13 protein-coding genes are annotated in these 16,574 nt (G+C 40.8%); 11 read left to right on the top strand and 2 right to left on the bottom strand.

Translation table 11 applies throughout. The features are described from left to right. Positions 1-146: 146 nt before the first annotated feature. The 8 genes from B3Y13_RS03365 (at position 147) to B3Y13_RS03330 (ending at position 10,598) form a co-directional block, all read left to right on the top strand. Positions 147-2,405 (top strand): pectate lyase family protein, encoded by a 2,259-nt coding sequence (locus B3Y13_RS03365; protein WP_296692726.1) that lies wholly within the window; start codon positions 147-149, stop codon positions 2,403-2,405. 203 nt (positions 2,406-2,608) lie between these two features. Further along, positions 2,609-4,096: a pectate lyase family protein gene (locus tag B3Y13_RS03360; RefSeq protein ID WP_296692725.1), complete on the top strand. Its 1,488-nt coding sequence runs from the start codon at positions 2,609-2,611 to the stop codon at positions 4,094-4,096. 60 nt (positions 4,097-4,156) lie between these two features. Beyond that, the gene (locus tag B3Y13_RS03355) at positions 4,157-5,065 is read left to right on the top strand and encodes a patatin-like phospholipase family protein (protein WP_296668357.1); all 909 of its coding nucleotides are present in this window, start codon (positions 4,157-4,159) and stop codon (positions 5,063-5,065) included. A 230-nt stretch (positions 5,066-5,295) separates the two neighbouring features. Beyond that, on the top strand, positions 5,296-6,459 hold the full coding sequence (locus B3Y13_RS03350; protein ID WP_296668359.1) for an ABC transporter substrate-binding protein: 1,164 nt from the start codon (positions 5,296-5,298) through the stop codon (positions 6,457-6,459). Positions 6,460-6,851: 392 nt separating this feature from the next. Beyond that, complete coding sequence (locus tag B3Y13_RS03345; protein ID WP_277075869.1) at positions 6,852-7,763, top strand: branched-chain amino acid ABC transporter permease; 912 nt, start codon at positions 6,852-6,854, stop codon at positions 7,761-7,763. Between the two features lie 21 nt (positions 7,764-7,784). Further along, positions 7,785-8,909 carry a branched-chain amino acid ABC transporter permease gene (locus B3Y13_RS03340; protein WP_296692723.1) on the top strand — a complete coding sequence of 375 codons (1,125 nt, stop codon included), beginning with the start codon at positions 7,785-7,787 and terminating at the stop codon, positions 8,907-8,909. Then, positions 8,906-9,742: an ABC transporter ATP-binding protein gene (locus B3Y13_RS03335; protein ID WP_288516835.1), complete on the top strand. Its 837-nt coding sequence runs from the start codon at positions 8,906-8,908 to the stop codon at positions 9,740-9,742. The genes B3Y13_RS03340 and B3Y13_RS03335 overlap by 4 nt, the downstream gene beginning before the upstream one ends. 115 nt (positions 9,743-9,857) lie before the next feature. Beyond that, complete coding sequence (locus B3Y13_RS03330) at positions 9,858-10,598, top strand: ABC transporter ATP-binding protein (RefSeq protein WP_296019423.1); 741 nt, start codon at positions 9,858-9,860, stop codon at positions 10,596-10,598. 247 nt (positions 10,599-10,845) lie between these two features. Here the strand turns inward: B3Y13_RS03330 and sdaAA are convergent, their stop codons facing one another. Both sdaAA and sdaAB read right to left on the bottom strand, forming a co-directional pair. Further along, complete coding sequence (sdaAA, locus tag B3Y13_RS03325) at positions 10,846-11,715, bottom strand: L-serine ammonia-lyase, iron-sulfur-dependent, subunit alpha (protein ID WP_296019420.1); 870 nt, start codon at positions 11,713-11,715, stop codon at positions 10,846-10,848. A 21-nt stretch (positions 11,716-11,736) separates the two neighbouring features. Further along, positions 11,737-12,399, bottom strand: a complete 663-nt coding sequence (gene sdaAB / locus B3Y13_RS03320; RefSeq protein WP_296668364.1) for an L-serine ammonia-lyase, iron-sulfur-dependent subunit beta — start codon at positions 12,397-12,399, stop codon at positions 11,737-11,739. A gap of 107 nt (positions 12,400-12,506) precedes the next feature. Here sdaAB and pxpB point away from each other — a divergent pair, with 107 nt between their 5' ends. From pxpB to B3Y13_RS03305, 3 genes are all read left to right on the top strand, one after another. Further along, on the top strand, positions 12,507-14,189 hold the full coding sequence (pxpB, locus tag B3Y13_RS03315; RefSeq protein ID WP_296668366.1) for a 5-oxoprolinase subunit PxpB: 1,683 nt from the start codon (positions 12,507-12,509) through the stop codon (positions 14,187-14,189). Positions 14,190-14,238: 49 nt separating this feature from the next. Then, positions 14,239-15,045, top strand: a complete 807-nt coding sequence (locus B3Y13_RS03310) for a putative hydro-lyase (RefSeq protein WP_296692719.1) — start codon at positions 14,239-14,241, stop codon at positions 15,043-15,045. 146 nt (positions 15,046-15,191) lie between these two features. Then, positions 15,192-16,517, top strand: a complete 1,326-nt coding sequence (locus B3Y13_RS03305; protein ID WP_296019408.1) for an aminotransferase class III-fold pyridoxal phosphate-dependent enzyme — start codon at positions 15,192-15,194, stop codon at positions 16,515-16,517. The last annotated feature ends 57 nt before the right edge of the window (positions 16,518-16,574 follow it).

Genomic DNA, 16,574 nt, shown 5'->3' with positions numbered 1-16,574 from the left:
CAGTTAATTCTTCTTTGTAAAGCATATTTTATATAAAAATCCGAGGTTTTATATAGAAAACCGGCATTTTCTTGATTATCATCAAATTCAAGGGAAAGAGTAAATTCAATCAATACGACAGAATTTTATTTATAACGAGGTAATCGATGAAAAAAAACTCTCAAAAAAGAAAATTCGGCGCAATTTTGTTAAGTCTTGCCGCATTATTTGCAGTGCTTTTTTTTGCAGCAGCATGCAAGACAGACAGCGACGATGACGAATTGAACAATGTGACAATTAGTCTTTCAGAAAGTACAATAAACGCAAATGGACAGACTTCGCTATTTGCAAAAGTTGACAAAAAGGGCTCCGGCAATCCAGTTTATGAGTGGACAATTACAGCTGGCAGTGAATATGCAACCCTTGACAATGAAACTTCTTCAACTTGTATTGTTACAGGCAAAAACACAACAGCAAGCGCTCAGAGCGTAAAAATAAAATGTACTGTAAAATTTGCTTCGGCCACAAAAGAGGCAGAAGCAACGGTAACTGTAAGCGCAGCAAAAGCAGAGTTAAAAAGCGTTTCGATTGCAGGTTCAGCAGAAATTGAATCAACCGCAAAAACAGATCTTACGGCAACTCCGGCTTTTACAGTTGAAGGAGTTTCGCCAACTGTAACTTATACTTGGACAATCAGCGCAGGTAGCGAATATGCAGAACTTTCTGAGTCAACAACAGGAACAGTTACGCTTACTGGCAAAAACACAGATACAGTAGAACACGAAGTTACAGTAAAAGTAACTGCAACTTACGACGGAACAGCTAAGGAAGCAACAACAACTGTAAAAATTCTTGCGGCAGGACAGATTGTGGAGAACAAGGTTACTTCCGTAAGCGTTAGCGCAGGAAAAGACTCAATTGCTTGCGACGGAAGCACAACCTTAACCGCAAAAGCAGAATATTCAGGCAATCCTGAAATCACTTATACTTGGACAATCACTGCAGGCGGCGACTATGCGGAGCTTTCTGAGTCAACGACAGAAACAGTTACGCTCACAGGCAAAAATACAGATACAGCAGAACAGACAGTTACTGTAAAAGTAACCGCTTCTGACGGAACAAATTCTGTAGAAAGCACTTGCGCAGTAACGGTTGGAGCGGCAGCTGCAGTAGAGACTGGAAACGTAATAAAAGCGAGCGACACTCCACTTGGTTTTGCTGGAGTAAATTATGCAATGCCGACTTTTGCTAACGTTGTGACTGTAACAACTAGAAAAGAATTGATGAACGCAATCAAAAAAGAAAACTCATTGATTTATATTGACGGAATGATTGATATGTCAGATGAGGGAATCGGCTCAAAACTTCCTGCTGAAGGTGCTAGCAACATTGCGGTTTCTTCTGTAATGGATTCTTGGATTGCGGAAAAAACTTCAAGTGCTTATACAACATATGGTGCGTGGGTTGAGGCTTATGCCGCTGTATGTTCAACATCCACAGACGATAAAAAAGAAGGCAATTCAGGCAATTCTTCATTATGCAGTATGTTATGGACTTTAAATAATGCATGGAAGTCTGTAATCCAGCTTAACTTAAAGTCTAACACAACAATTATTGGTCTTGGAAGCAATTCTGGACTTCGTGGCGGAACAATCAGCATCAATGGCATTAAGAATGTGGTAATTAGAAATCTTACTTTGGTTGATGCAATCGATATGTTCCCGCACCACGAAAAAAATGATGGATTCAATGCTCAGTTTGACTGCATAACAATTCAGGGCTCTAGCACTGCGAATATATGGATTGACCACTGCACAATGAAAGACACTCTTGTTATGCAGCATGTTCAGTCTGGAACAAAAGAAAAATGGCAGAATTATGATGGTCTTTGCGATATAAAAGGCGACGGCAAGGGAATAACTGTTTCTAACTGTCATATGTATCATCATGACAAAACAATGCTTGTAGGTTCAGATGATGACGAAGGCGATAATACAGTGCGTAAGGTTTCTATTATAAATAACCATTTTGATACCTGTGTTCAGCGTTTGCCGATGGCAAGAAACAGCCAGTTCCATGTTTTGAATAACTGGTACACTTTTGACACAACACAGTCAGTTGGAGATGGTAAATCTAAAGGAGATTACTGCATTGGTGCAAGAAAAGGCGCCTTGATTTATTCTGAGGCAAATTATTTCGACAGCAATATGCAGTATTCTATCCGTGGAAACTCAGACACAGCTTCAACGGCTAAAGTGTATGATACAGGAAGTGTTGACAACAATACAAAGAAAACAAGCGAGTATACTGCGGTTTCTTCTGCGCCATTTACTGTAACTTATTCTTATGAACCAATGACAGCTGAAAATGCAAAAACTTACGTTGCTGCCAACGCCGGAGCTGGTGTCTGGACTGTAAGAAAATAACCTTCCCGTTTGTCTTTGAGTTAATTGCGTAAGGGATTGTAAGGGCGGCGGAGCCGTTCGCTTGCGAATGACAACCCTGAAAAGCCCGACGGCAACTTGTTGCCGGTACGCCCAAAAATTTTATATTACACCTCTGGTTTTTAAGAGCCGGAGGTGTTTTTTTTGCAGTTGTGGAGAATTCTAAAAATTTATTATAATTAAAGATGGAATTTTTTGATGAGGAAGTTATGAAAGTGTTTAAGAGAATCTGTTTAGTTTTGGCGGCGGCTTTTTTGATGGCTGGTTGTAAGCAGGAAGAAGATGAATTTAACGGTTTGGTAATTTCTAGCAATTCTAGTTTTGTTGAAGCCGAAGAGGAAGTTACTTTTTGCGCTACTTTTTATAAAGATGGAAGTGCCGATTCTAACGAAGTTGTAAATTTTTGTGTTGAAAGTGATTCGACTGGCGGTGCTGTTTTGAAAAGCGAGAGTGCAAAAAGCGGAGAATATGTTTTGCTAAAAGTGGGAACGGTTGCCGGCGGTTTTGTAAAAGTTGCGGTGGAATGTAATGGCTATTCTGCATACAAGATTTTTGGAGTTAATCCTTCCGAAGAGATTTTGGTTTCTGACAAAGCGATTGGTTTTGCGGGGCTTGGCGTTGATATGTCAAAAATGGTGAATACGGTTACTGTTTCGACTGGCTCTGAATTAAAACAATACGCGAAAAGAGGCGGTTATGTGATTTTTGTGGAAGGCAGTATTGATATGTCGGAGGGAATTTTGCCGGCCGAAGGCTCTGTAATGGACGGTTCAAGTGCCACTGACAAAATGAATTCTTTTGTTGCAAGCAATTCTGAATATTCAACTTATGGTGAATGGATTAAAAATACGACAAACGTTTCTGTGGGTGACAATACAGGAACGACTTCGATTAGCAATGCGTATAAAAAAATTATTCAGATTGCTGTTGCAAATAACACAGCTATTATTGCTTTGGATAGGGGGGGGTATGTTCGAGGTGGAAGTTTTAGCGTAAAAGATGTTTCTAATGTTGTTATTAGAAATCTTTCTTTAAAAGATGCTGTTGATCCTTTTCCTCATCATGAAAGTGGCGACGGCTGGAATGCTCAGCATGATTTAGTTAGCATTGATAATGGAAAAAATATTTGGATTGATCATTGTACTTTTGAAGATACTCTTAATCTTGGAAAAGCTGCAAATAGCGAAAAATGGCAGGTTTATGACGGTCTTTGTGATATGAAGTCTACTACGACAAATGTGACTGTTTCTAACTGCGTTTTTAAAAATCACGACAAAACTATGCTAATTGGTTCTTCTGATAAGGACGGTGAAAATGATCCGGCCGCAAGAAAAATTTCGCTTTTTTACAATTACTGGCTTAATTGCGGGCAGCGTTGTCCTTTTGTGAGAAATTCGCTTTGTCATGTTTTGAATAACGTTTATGACAGCGACAGCAACCGAATTTATAACAGTCAGACTTCGATAAATGCAAGGGCTGGTTCTGTTGTTTGTGCGGAAAATAACTATTTTGGCACTGTTGCAAGTCCAAATGAAGCTGGCGGTTCAATTTCGTATTCGCCAAATTCGAATTTTAATCCGGAGTCTTATTATTTGTATGTTACGCTTGAAAATAAAAACGTCAAATCCTGGATAAATGCAAATGCAGGCGCTGGAAAAGTGTGCGTACAATGAATCGTACAATAATATTGAAATTTAACTGTTCGTTGTGAATTTTGAACTGGAGTTTATGGCATGAAAGATGATGCTGATAAAAATATCAAAGGCGAGGCTGTTTGTTCCGGCAATTTTTCTAAAACTGGGCTTGTGCTTGAAGGCGGCGCAATGCGCGGTATGTTTACGGCTGGCGTGCTTGATGTTTTAATGGAAAATGAAATTTATACCGACGGAGTTATCGGGGTTTCGGCCGGTGCGGTTTTTGGCTGTAATTACAAGTCGCGGCAAATCGGGCGGACTATTCGTTATAATAAGCGTTTTGCTGGCGACTGGCGGTATTGTTCAGTTCGTTCGCTTTTAAAAACTGGCGACCTTTATGGAGCTGATTTTTGTTACAACAGGATTCCAAATGAGCTTGACGTGTTTGACCTTGAATCTTACAAAAAAAATCCGATTCCTTTTTATGTTGCGGCAAGCGATTGCCGGACTGGAAAATGTGTTTATAAAAAACTCGAAACTTGCGGTGAAAACGACCTTAAATGGATGCGGGCGAGCGCTTCAATGCCTCTTGCGAGCCGGCCTGTTGATGTTGACGGATATAAATTGCTTGACGGTGGCATGACAGATTCTATTCCGCTGGAATTTTTTGAAAAACTGGGATTTTCCCGCAATATTGTAATTCTTACTCAGCCGCGACACTACAAAAAATCTCCGAATGCGCTTATGCCGTTCATAAAAATGTCGCTGAGAAAGTATCCGGCGCTTATTCAAGCCATGCAAAATCGGCACAAAATGTATAATGCAGAAACCGAATATGTTTTTGAACAGGAAAAAAAAGGCAATGTTCTCGTAATTTGTCCTGGAAATTCTCTCGGAATTAGCCGTACCGAAAAAAATCCAGATGAGCTTCAGCGAGTTTATGAAATTGGCCGAAACATTGCTAAAAAAATGCTTTCTGAAATAAAAGAGTTTATAGCTCGCAATTGAGCCTTTCGAATGGTGATTTTGCATAAAAAAAAGTGTGAAAATTTGTGCAAGATTATAAAAATAAATTCTTGACACTAAAAAATCTAAACTGTACCATTTTTTCATAAATTATATCGTGCACGATGTAATTAAAAGTCAACAAGGTTGTTGCATAAAAAGAGCTGTATAGCCCTTTTATTTTATATGCGGGAGACCTTGAAAAAGGGCTTCTCGCAAGAAAGGAGCCACTTATGAAAAAGATCTGGAAAATTTTTGCACTTGGAGCGGTTGCTTCAATGGCGGTTTGCAGTGCATTTGCTGCAAAACAGAAGACTATAAAGATTGGATTCAATATTCCGTTGACAGGCGACTCGCCAAAAGTAGGTGAGGGCGCAAAATGTGCCGGTGAGATTGTAAAGAACGAAATTAACTCTGCCGGCGGTCTGGATGTAAAAGGCACAAAATACCTTCTTGATTTTATTTATGTTGATAATGAGCTTAAAGCTGATTCTGCTATAAATGTTGCGAATAAGCTGATTGATATTGACAAAGTTCTTGCTTCGATTGGACCGGAAGGCTCTGGACGCGCTATTCCTGCCGGTGAAGTTTATAACGATGCAAAAGTTCCGATGATTACACCTTGGGCGACAAACCCTGCGGCTACTGCTGGCCGGCCTTATTGTTTCCGTGCTTGCTTCCTTGATCCGTTCCAGGCTCCTGTTGCCGCTAAATTTGCGAGCGAACAGTTTGCGGCAAAGTCGGTTGCCATTATCTACAATCTTGAAGACGACTATTCTAAAACTCTTGCAGAATTGTTCAAGGCTGAATGGGAAAAGAAATACGGAAAAGTTGTTGTTTTTGAGTCGTTTGGCCAAAAAGACCAGGATTTTTCGGTTCAGCTTACAAAGGTTGTAAATTCTGGCGCAGATTTTCTGTATCTTCCTTGCTATTACAATCATGTTGGTCTTATAACATCGCAAGCTAAGGATTTGGGCTGGTCTAAACCTGTTATGGGTTCTGATTCTTGGGGTTCGGCTGATCTTTTCAAACTTTCTAAAGGTGCGGTTGTTGGCGATTATTTTACAACCCATTATGCGGCAAAAGGTGCAACTGGCAAAACCAAGGAATTTATTGAAAAGTACGAAAAAGCTTATGGCTATACTCCAGACGATGTTGCCGCCCTTACATACGATGCGATTCATATTGTTTTGCAGGCAATTCAGGATGCTGGTATTACAGGAAAACTGAAGACTGACCGTACTAACGTTATGAAGGCTATGGGAAAAATTTCAAGTTTTGCCGGAGTTACAGGTAATATGCGCTTTACTCCAGACGGAGATCCAGTTAAAGACGCTGTTGTTGTAAAAGTTACACCTGAAGGCGAATTTGAATATGTAAAGTCATTGCAGCCATAGTTTAAGGCGCTGCTTTTTAGAGAATCTGGAATCTGCTCTTTTTGGGCTGGATTTCAGATTGCTGGATTTGGTTTTATCCGAATTGGTTTTAATCAATTAAAAACAGACACAAAAAGGAATAAGATAAAAATTACATCCTTGTAATTTTTATCATTACAGTTTGCTCAAGCATAACTTTTGCAAACTGTAATTCTCGCCATCCGTGGCTCGCCACTAACGCGGAGTTTTATAAGGAAAGGGTGCTAAAAACATCCGAAAATGGCGTCTGTTTTTATCTTTAAAAGTTTGCGTTGCAAACTTTCTTATTATCGGTTGTTTCTCACTTCATCGCGAAACAACTTAAAAAAGCCAAGCTTAAAGTTTTAATCTTGACTTTTTATGGGAGACAGACTGTGACATTTTTGATTCAAAATATTTTTAACGCTCTTCAGTGGGGCAGTTTTTATTCAATTATTGCATTGGGCTATTGTCTTGTTTACGGCGTTCTCCGACTCATAAATTTTGCCCACGGAGATATTTTTATGACATCTTGCTACATCGCTTTTTTTGTTGTGGCAGGATTGACGGCACATTTTGCTGGTCTTACAGGTATTCCTCTTTTTGTAATAACACTTGTTGCGACAGTTGCATTGACTGCTCTTCTGGGAATTGGAATTGAGCGTGTTGCTTACCGTCCTCTTCGGGCTAAGGGTGCAAACCGCCTTTATGTTGTTATTACAGCCTTGATGATAGGTTTTATTCTTGAAAACGGAAATCTCGCTCTTCTTGGAGCTTCCGCACGGAGTTTTCCAGATATTCTTCCAAAACATGTATGGAATATCGGTCCGGTTACTATTACTTCGCTTAAAGTTCTTGTAATTGTAAGCGCAGTTGTAATCTTTGCCTTGCTGCAGTTTGTTGTTCAGACTACAACTTTGGGAATGAGCATGAGGGCAATATCATTCGATAAATTTGCTATTCCTCTTATGGGAATTCCTCTGAACACTGTAATTACCTTTACGTTTGGACTTGGTTCTGCTCTTGCGGCTGTCGCCGGAATTCTCTTTGGAATGTCGTATCCGGTTATGGATCCTTATATGGGAATGATTATCGGCTGGAAAGCATTTATTGCGGCTGTTGTCGGCGGAATTGGAGATATAAAAGGCGCGTTTATAGGCGGATTTCTTCTTGGTTTTATTGAAATTTTTGTTACGGCTTTTCTTCCTTCAAGCTATAAAGATTTGGTTTCGTTTGTAATTCTTCTTGTGATTCTTACGATAAAACCGACTGGCTTTTTTGGTGTGGCTAAATCGACAAAAATCTAATCTGGCGCAGGAGGTGAAAAAATGACGTTCATTAAAAATTTTAACAATATGATGGATAGAAGATTGAATCCTTCTGTCCGTGCACAGAAACTTTTTATGCCAGTTTCGACAATTGTCATGATTCTGCTGATTACGGTTCTGGCGCATTTTGAGATTATTAACAATTATTTTCAGACGATTATCGTTACAATCTGCATAAACATAATAATGTCTGCAAGCCTTAACATTGTAAACGGCTACATGGGAGAATTCTCTTGCGGACACGGCGGCTTTATGGCGACAGGAGCTTATGTTTCGTCCGTAATTTCGCTTATTCTGTTTAAGGACGGAAATTCTATTACTGGCAGCGCTCTTTTGCCTGAAAGTCTGTCTCTTTTTGGTTTTCCGCTTTCGATTATTGCCGGCGGTCTTGGAGCAATGCTCGTAAGTCTTATAGTTGCGATTCCTTCGTTTAAGACTCGTGATGACTATCTTGCGATTATTACGGTTGCGGCAAACTTTATTGTAATTACAGCGATTAACAATATTCCGGCAGTAGGCGCAAGCCGTGGACTTATGGGAATGAAATCCGTTATGAGTTCAATGGCTGATGTAGTCGATGTGCCTTGGATTTTAGTTTGGGGACTTGTTTTTGCGGTTCTTTCGATTCTTTCAATTTATTATTTGATGAATTCAACTCTCGGCAAGGGAATAAGCGCCGTAAGATACGATGAAATTTCGGCAGAAATTATGTCGGTAGACACAAACAGAATGAAGCTGATTGCGTTTACTTTTAGTTCGTTCCTTGCTGGAATTGCCGGCGGTCTTTTTGCCCATCTTCTTGGTTTTATAAATCCATCGTCGTTCGGAATTATGAAGTCTACAGAATCGCTTGTCATGGTTTATTTGGGCGGAATGGGTTCGTTGAGCGGTTCTGTTCTTTCTGCTGTGATTTTTACGATTTTGCTTGAGCTTCTTCGTCCAGCGCAGATTTGGAAATGGGTAATAATTCCTCTGATTTTGATTTTGATAATGGAATTTCATCCGGAAGGAATTATGGGTTCAAAGGAACTTACTCATTTCTTTCCATTCCTCAAAAAACTTTTTCCAGCAAACAAAAATCAGATTAGACCAGCGAAAATTTCTGCAGAAGGAGGTGCGGCATGAGTGGAACATTGTTGAAAATAGAACATCTTACACACCGTTTTGGCGGGCTTCAGGCGCTTACAGACATAAATGTGGAATTGAAGCAAGGAACAATCAACGGACTTATAGGACCAAATGGAGCTGGAAAGACGACTGTATTCAATCTGGTGAGCGGATTTTATGTGCCTTCTGAGGGAACAATTACTTTTGACGGAACAAAACTCAACGGTCTGCGTCCGCACAAGATTGCCGACCTTCATATTGGACGGACTTTTCAGAATATTCGGCTTTGGAGCGATATGACGGTTCTTGATAACATTTGTATTGCCCAGCACTCGCGTCTTGGTTTTTCGTTAAAAGATGTTTTTTTACGGACAAAAAAATACAAATCGCGGGAAGCGGAAATTCATAAAGAAGCTTGGGCACTTCTCGAAAAGTTTTCACTTGCGGATTCTGCCCTGGATTATCCAAAAAATCTTCCGTATGGAATTCAGCGCCGTGTTGAGATTGCCCGTGCTCTGAGTCTGAGCCCGAAACTTCTTATGCTTGATGAACCTGCCGCCGGACTTTCGACTTCTGATCTTGACGGACTTATAAGTTACATAAAATGGATTCACGACACGTTTGGAGTTACAATCTGGATGATTGAACACCAGATGCAGGTTGTAAACACGCTTTGTGACAATATAAAAGTTATAAATTTTGGAAAGGAACTTGCTGAAGGAACTCCGGAAGAAATTCAGAAAAACCCGAAGGTAATCGACGCATATCTTGGAAACTCGAAGATTGTTGAAGAGGCTGAAGCGCCTTTTAAACCGATTGAGATTGCATCTCAAAGCAGAAAACCAGAATAACGGATGTGTTTTGAATTTTTATGGAGGAGGTAAGATAAAAAAGACGCCATTTTCGGCTGTTTTTTGAGTTTTACCTTTAAAAGTTTGCGTTGTAAACGTTTTATGTGAGGTGAATATGCTTTTGGAAGTAAAAGACTTAAAAGTATCCTATGGAAATATAGAAGCTCTCCACGGAATAAGTTTTGATGTAAACCGTGGGGAAATTGTAACACTAATCGGTGCGAACGGAGCTGGAAAAACTTCAACTTTGATGAGCCTTGCCCGCCTTGGCCGGCCGGAAGCGCCTGTCGTAAAATCAGGCGATATTCTGTTTGAAGGTCAGAGCATTTTAAAGACTGAGCCTTATGAGCTGATACAGAAAAAGATGATGTGTCTTGTTCCTGAGGGAAGACACATTTTTGGCAATCTTACCGTCGAGGAAAATCTTCAGATGGCATGCTATGGGCGCAGAAAAAATCCGGATTCAAAAGCTCGGACAGCTGAACTTTATGACCAGGTTTACGATCTTTTTCCGCGGCTGTACGAGCGTCGCCGGCAGAGAAGTGAACTTTTGTCGGGCGGTGAGCAGCAGATGCTTGCAGTTGGCAGGGCGCTTATGACGGACAGTCCTTTTATAATGCTTGATGAGCCGAGCATGGGACTTGCGCCTAAACTTATGTTCGAAATGTTCCGTGCGCTTAAACAACTCAATTTTACAAGACAGATGACAATTCTCGTTGTAGAGCAGAATGCCAAGGTCGCCCTTGATTTTGCCGATCGTGGGTATGTTCTTGCAACTGGCGAGATAATCGCATCGGGAACAAGTGAACAGCTTCGCAACGATCCCGAGGTACAAAAGGCATATCTCGGCGGTTAAAATTAAAATTGCTCCTTTTTGTGGCCGTCCCCGGACCGACTGTTGCTGTCAGACACAAGGAAAGGGGGCGGTTTTTTTGTTTTAATTTTGATTAAAGACAATTTTTTTTGAATTATGGGCGTTTGCCTGGCGAATGCCAGGCACCGGGCTATCCGGGGTTTTATTCCTGCGCAATTGCTCCGGAACGCGCCTGTGTGGCGCGCCCCTACTATCCCTAACGCATTTTTTAAAAACTTTATATATTTTATTATTTTCTCATTTTTTGCATTATCATAAGTCCTGTTGGAGTTGCCGCAAGGCCGTCTTCTCCTGTTTCTCTAAGACATGCAGGAATAAGTTTTCCGATTCTTCCCATAGAGTCTATTACTTCGTCTGCCGGAATTGCGCTTTTTACGCCGGCTTTTGTCATTTGAGAGGCGACAACGGCGTTTACAGCTCCGCTCACGTTTCTTTTTATACAAGGAACTTCTACAAGTCCGGCAACAGGATCGCAGGTAAGTCCAAGCATATTTTTTAGGGCAAGCGCCACAGAATTCAAAATGTCATCGTTTGTTCCGCCGTCAAGACTTGTAAGTGCGCCTGCTGCCATTGCGCTTGAAGAGCCTATTTCTGCCTGACAGCCACCCTGTGCACCGCTTATGCACGCATTTTGAGCGATTACTTCTCCAATTCCTGCCGCGACAAAAAGAGCCTGTACGATTTTTTCTTCTGTTGTGTTGCACTGTTTTTCGTAAGTTAATAGAACTGCAGGAATTATTCCGCAGGAGCCAGCAGTTGGAGCGGCTACAATTCTTTTCATACATGCATTGCTTTCGCCCATTTTTACGGCTTTTTCCATTACTTCCGTCATAAAATCGCCAAGAAGACGATTTTTTTGTTTTTTGAATTCTTCCAGTTTTGCGCCATCTCCACCGCTTAGACCGCTTGCTGAACGAAGGGCAGGATCGTAGTTTTTGTCCGCATTTTTCATTGCCAAGTACATGTCCTTCATTTTTGCGAACGACTCTTCAAAACTTGTCCCCTGTTCTTTCATGTCATCTTTTATGATAATCTGCCAGAATTCTTTTTTTTCGGTCTTCGCTTTTTCAACTATTTCACTTAGACTTTTAAAACTCATTTAAAACCTCTGTTTGTAAATTTACCCCTCAAGACTGTAATATGTAACTTTTTCGATTCCTTCCAGATGCGAAACCCATTTTATGGATTCCTCTGGAATTTCCTGATCACATTCAATAATCATGACAGCATTTCCGCCTCTGTTTGAACGGTAAAGCTGCATTTCGGCAATATTCACGGATTTATGGCTCAGCATGCTTGTAACTTCTGCAATGTGTCCCGGCTGGTCGAGATTGTGGACAATCAGTGTCGGATATTCTCCGGAAAAATTGGCGCTAAGTCCGTCTATGGCCGCTATGTTTATGAGCGAGCCTCCAAGAGATTCTCCGACAACTTCCAAATGTCTTCCGTTTATTCCAGACAGAATAAGCTGCACAGAATTTGGATGAACATCTTTTAACTTTGCTTCGCCAAAACTGAATTCAAGTCCATTTTTCTCCGCAATTTCAAAACTCCGTGGAATTTCAGGGTTGTCCGGCTTCATTCCAAGCAGTCCTGCCAGAATCGCTTTATGAGTTCCATGACCTTTTCCTGTTGCGAGAAATGAACCGTACAAGAGAATCTGCGCTTTTTTTACAGGCTCTCCAAGAAGTTTTCTCGCAACATAGCCGATTTTTACAGCTCCTGCCGTATGGGAACTGGACGGTCCGACCATAACAGGACCGATAATATCGAAAATATTCATAATAAAACAATAATAACCATTTTCAAAAAAATAAACAATCGTGCACGATGTATTGAATAAATTTTTGTTTGGTTTTATGATTTGCCTTGATTAAGGAGTGGACGAAAATGACAGGCTGTAAGATAGTTTTTTCGGGCGAAAATTCACTTGAAGTTCAGTTTGAGCAGAAAATTTGTATTGAAGTGAACCGAATGGTTTTTGAGTTTGCCAAGTTTTTTGAAGAAGCGGCAGTTGGGATTTCTGACGTAAAAATTGAAGAGATTGTTCCGACTTATTGCGCCGTTACCGTCTATTTTGATTGCGCAGAAAATGGAGATGAAGGACGTAAAAAAGTTCTTGAAGCTGCCCGGCGGATTTTGGACAGGGTTCTTTCGGATGGGGAAAAAACGACAGAAAACTCAGGCCGAGTTGTAAAAATTCCTGTCTGTTACGATGATGAAGAATTTGCTCCTGACCTGAAAGATGTTGCCTTGAACGCAGGACTTTCGCAGAAAGAAGTTGTCAGAATTCACTCTTCAACAGATTATTTGATTTATATGCTTGGATTTTTGCCGGGATTTGCTTATCTTGGCGGACTTGACCCGCGACTTGAGACTCCGCGTCTAAAAACTCCCCGCACAAAAATACAGGCTGGAAGCGTGGCGATTGGCGGAAGCCAGACAGGGCTTTATCCTGTTGATTCTCCCGGAGGCTGGCGAATAATCGGACGTACTCCATTAAAAGTGTTCAATCAGTTTAGAAATCCTGCTTTTTTATATTCGGCAGGAGACAAAATTAGATTTGTGCCAGTTACAAGGCGCGAATTTGACGAGTTTGATGAATTGGACTGGCTGGAAAAAAACGGCTATTCAGAAAATAAAATGAGCGCGCCAAAAAAAACAGCGCGTTTTGTCTGTGGCGGAGGAGCAAAAATTATTGACGGCGGATTGTTGACCACTGTGCAGGATTTCGGCAGAAAAGGTTTTCAAAAATACGGAATAGGAGAGAGCGGAGCGATGGACAGAAAAAGTCTTGCCTTTGCAAATGCTCTTGTTCAAAACGAATTAAACACAGCCTGCCTTGAAACAACCTTGTGTGGTCCTGAACTTGAATTTTCTTCGGACTGCGTGTTTGCAATCACAGGTGCAGAATTGAATGCCAGTCTTGACGGAAAAACTGTCGCAATGAATACAGCTGTCAAGGCAAGCGCCGGAAGCGTTCTAAAATGCGGTTTTGCAGTAAAAGGCTTGCGTTCATACATTGCATTTAGAGGCGGAATTCTTGTTCCTCCAGTTTTTGGCAGTGCGTCGACAAACGTTAAGAGCGGAATGGGCGGTTATGGCGGAAAACTAGTTAAAGGCGGACAGCTTGCTTTTGGAGAAAGTTCTCATGGTTTTAAAAACAAAGAATTTTATTCATCAGTTTTGAATATAGAAAATGAAAGAATTGAAATAAAAGACGATGAAAATTTGCCGCTTGTACTAAAAGTTCTTCCTGGCGCTCAATACGATTTTTTTGACAAAAAAACAATTGAAAAATTTACTTCTACGGTTTATGAAGTAAGTTCTGAAAGCGACAGGATGGGAATCCGCTTTTTAGGAAACAGTCTTGATTGCGGCAAGACAGATATAATTTCTGATGCGATTCCATTTGGAGCAGTTCAGATAACATCGAGCGGGCTGCCAGTTGTAATGGCGGCGGACAGACAGACGACCGGAGGATATGCGAAGATTGCCACGGTTTTGCAGCGGAGTATGCGGGAATTGGCTCAGGCGCGTCCTGGAAAAAAAGTGCGTTTTGTGTTTTGTTGAATTCGGAGAGTTTTGATTCAAGAGAAAATTGCGAAAAATGGGGGAAAATATGAAAAAAATTGAAAATTCAAATCCGTATCGGAAAAGTTTGCCAAATGAAGTCCGCCAATTGATAAGCGATGGAAAGATTACAGGACAGACTTCTGGAATGTGTGACGGTTATGCCCAGGCAAATCTTTGTATTCTGCCTGAAAAATATGCTTATGATTTTTTGTTGTTTTGTCAGCGCAATCAAAAATCTTGTCCGCTGCTTGAGGTAAGCGATTGCGGCTCCAGATTCCTTAAAACTTCTGCGCCAGGAGCAGACATTGCCAAAGAAATTCCAGGATACAGAGTTTGGAAAAATGGAAAGCTTTTTGATGAATGTACGGACGTTTCTTCGTATTGGAGGAATGATCTTGTTTCTTTTGTTATTGGATGCAGTTTTTCTTTTGAGAGTCTTTTGATTGATGGTGGAATTGATGTCCGGAATATTTCTGAAAACCACAATGTGCCGATGTACATTACAAATATAGATACGGTTCCGGCCGGAATTTTTAGCGGAAAAATGGTTGTTTCTATGCGGCCAATTCCTTATGACAAAATCGTTCGTGCTGTCGAAATTACATCGCGGGTTCCAAAAGTTCATGGTTCGCCGGTTCATATTGGTTCACCTGAGTTTATCGGAATAAAAGATATAAATAAGCCTGATTTTGGAGAAATGAGCACAATCAAGGAAAATGAAGTTCCTGTGTTCTGGGCATGCGGAGTAACTCCTCAAAGCGTCGTTATGAATTCAAAACCTGACTTTTGTATAACCCATGCGCCTGGACACATGCTCATAACTGATATTCCAGAAAGTTTTCTGCAGAACTAATGTAAAAAATGCACAAAAAATAAATAAATGTTTGTCATATTTGCTATCGTGCACGAAACAATGACGTGCTAATGTTGTGTCATAAACAAAAACGTGAAGGCAGAAGTTTTTCACGCTAAAATTGAACTTAATTTGGAGGCAGGAATATGAATGCAAAAGAGATTGCAAAAATGCAGACAGAAAATGTGCTTTTGGGATGGAGCAAGCAGGGCGGACTAGATCCAATTGTTGTTGATCATGCCGAAGGAATTTATATCTATGATACCGACGGAAAACGATATGCGGATATGTCTTCTGAGCAGGTAAATGTTAATGCCGGTTACGCAAACAAGGAAATGACCGAAGCTATAAAGGCTCAGCTTGATAAATTTGCTTATGTTCAGGGCTCCTGGGGAGCAGAAAGCCGTGCAAAGCTTGCAAAATCGATTATCGACCGTTTGCCTGACTGTTTTGGAAAAGTGTTCTTTACAAACGGTGGGGCAGATGCGAACGAGAATGCGATAAAAATTGCCAGAATGTATACCGGACGTTTCAAGGTAATGAGCCAGTACCGTTCTTACCACGGTTCAACTTTTGGAGCCGGAAACTTGACCGGTGAACCACGCCATTTTGCGCTTGAGCCGGCTATCCCCGGCTTTATTCACTTCCGCGGGCCTTATCCTTATCAGGAAAAAATTCACTTTGAGTCGGAAGATGAGGAATGTGAATATTATGTAGAACGTCTGCGTGAACAGGTTATTTTTGAAGGCGGCGACAGAATTGCTGCAATCATTCTTGAAACTGTAGTTGGTTCAAACGGAATTATCATCTATCCAAAGAACTACTTAAAAGGTGTCCGCAAGATTTGTGATGAATTTGGAATCATGATGATTTGCGATGAAGTTATGGCTGGCTGGTACAGAACAGGAAAAATGTTTGCATATATGAATTTTGACGTAACTCCAGATATTATAACTTTTGCAAAAGGCGTAAACTCTGGCTATATTCCGCTGGGTGGATGTATCGTAAAGAATGAAATTGCTCATTTCTTTGACGACAAGTATCTTTCGTGCGGACTTACATATTCTGGTCATCCGTTGGCATGTGCCGCTGGTGTTGCTTGCCAGGAATTCTACCTTAAAAACGATATTGAATCTCATGTTCAGAAAGTTGGAAAGCATCTTGGAAAAAAACTTGAGGAACTTAAGGCTAAACATAAGAGCATTGGAGATGTTCGCTACATCGGGCTTTTTTCTGGAATTGAACTGGTAAAGGACAGAGAGACCCGTGAGCCGCTTGTTCCTTGGGGACAGGATCCAAAAGGGATAATGGGAGCGATTGTAAAGGAACTCAAAAGCCGGGGATTTTTTACATATTCACACGAAAATGTAATTATTGTTGCTCCTCCGCTTATCATAACCGAAGCACAGATCGACGAGGAACTTGAAAAGCTGGACGATGTTTTGAGTATTGTTGACGAAAAATACATTTAGCTTAAAAAGGAGATAAGATAAAAACAGCCGAAAACAGCGTCTGTTTTTATCTTTAAA

This window comes from Treponema sp. UBA7567 (assembly GCF_002476655.1).
Classification (GTDB): domain Bacteria; phylum Spirochaetota; class Spirochaetia; order Treponematales; family Treponemataceae; genus Treponema_D.
The sequence above is the reverse complement of the archived record's forward strand: the minus strand, read 5'-3'. Positions and strand labels throughout refer to the sequence as shown.

Bases quoted from the DNA above. Each gene is read 5' to 3' on its own strand.
- B3Y13_RS03365 (WP_296692726.1), top strand. From the start codon at position 147: ATGAAAAAAAACTCTCAAAAAAGAAAATTCGGCGCAATTTTGTTAAGT.
- B3Y13_RS03360 (WP_296692725.1), top strand. From the start codon at position 2,609: ATGGAATTTTTTGATGAGGAAGTTATGAAAGTGTTTAAGAGAATCTGT.
- B3Y13_RS03355 (WP_296668357.1), top strand. From the start codon at position 4,157: ATGAAAGATGATGCTGATAAAAATATCAAAGGCGAGGCTGTTTGTTCC.
- B3Y13_RS03350 (WP_296668359.1), top strand. From the start codon at position 5,296: ATGAAAAAGATCTGGAAAATTTTTGCACTTGGAGCGGTTGCTTCAATG.
- B3Y13_RS03340 (WP_296692723.1), top strand. From the start codon at position 7,785: ATGACGTTCATTAAAAATTTTAACAATATGATGGATAGAAGATTGAAT.
- B3Y13_RS03335 (WP_288516835.1), top strand. From the start codon at position 8,906: ATGAGTGGAACATTGTTGAAAATAGAACATCTTACACACCGTTTTGGC.
- B3Y13_RS03330 (WP_296019423.1), top strand. From the start codon at position 9,858: ATGCTTTTGGAAGTAAAAGACTTAAAAGTATCCTATGGAAATATAGAA.
- sdaAA (WP_296019420.1), bottom strand. From the start codon at position 11,715: ATGAGTTTTAAAAGTCTAAGTGAAATAGTTGAAAAAGCGAAGACCGAA.
- sdaAB (WP_296668364.1), bottom strand. From the start codon at position 12,399: ATGAATATTTTCGATATTATCGGTCCTGTTATGGTCGGACCGTCCAGT.
- pxpB (WP_296668366.1), top strand. From the start codon at position 12,507: ATGACAGGCTGTAAGATAGTTTTTTCGGGCGAAAATTCACTTGAAGTT.
- B3Y13_RS03310 (WP_296692719.1), top strand. From the start codon at position 14,239: ATGAAAAAAATTGAAAATTCAAATCCGTATCGGAAAAGTTTGCCAAAT.
- B3Y13_RS03305 (WP_296019408.1), top strand. From the start codon at position 15,192: ATGAATGCAAAAGAGATTGCAAAAATGCAGACAGAAAATGTGCTTTTG.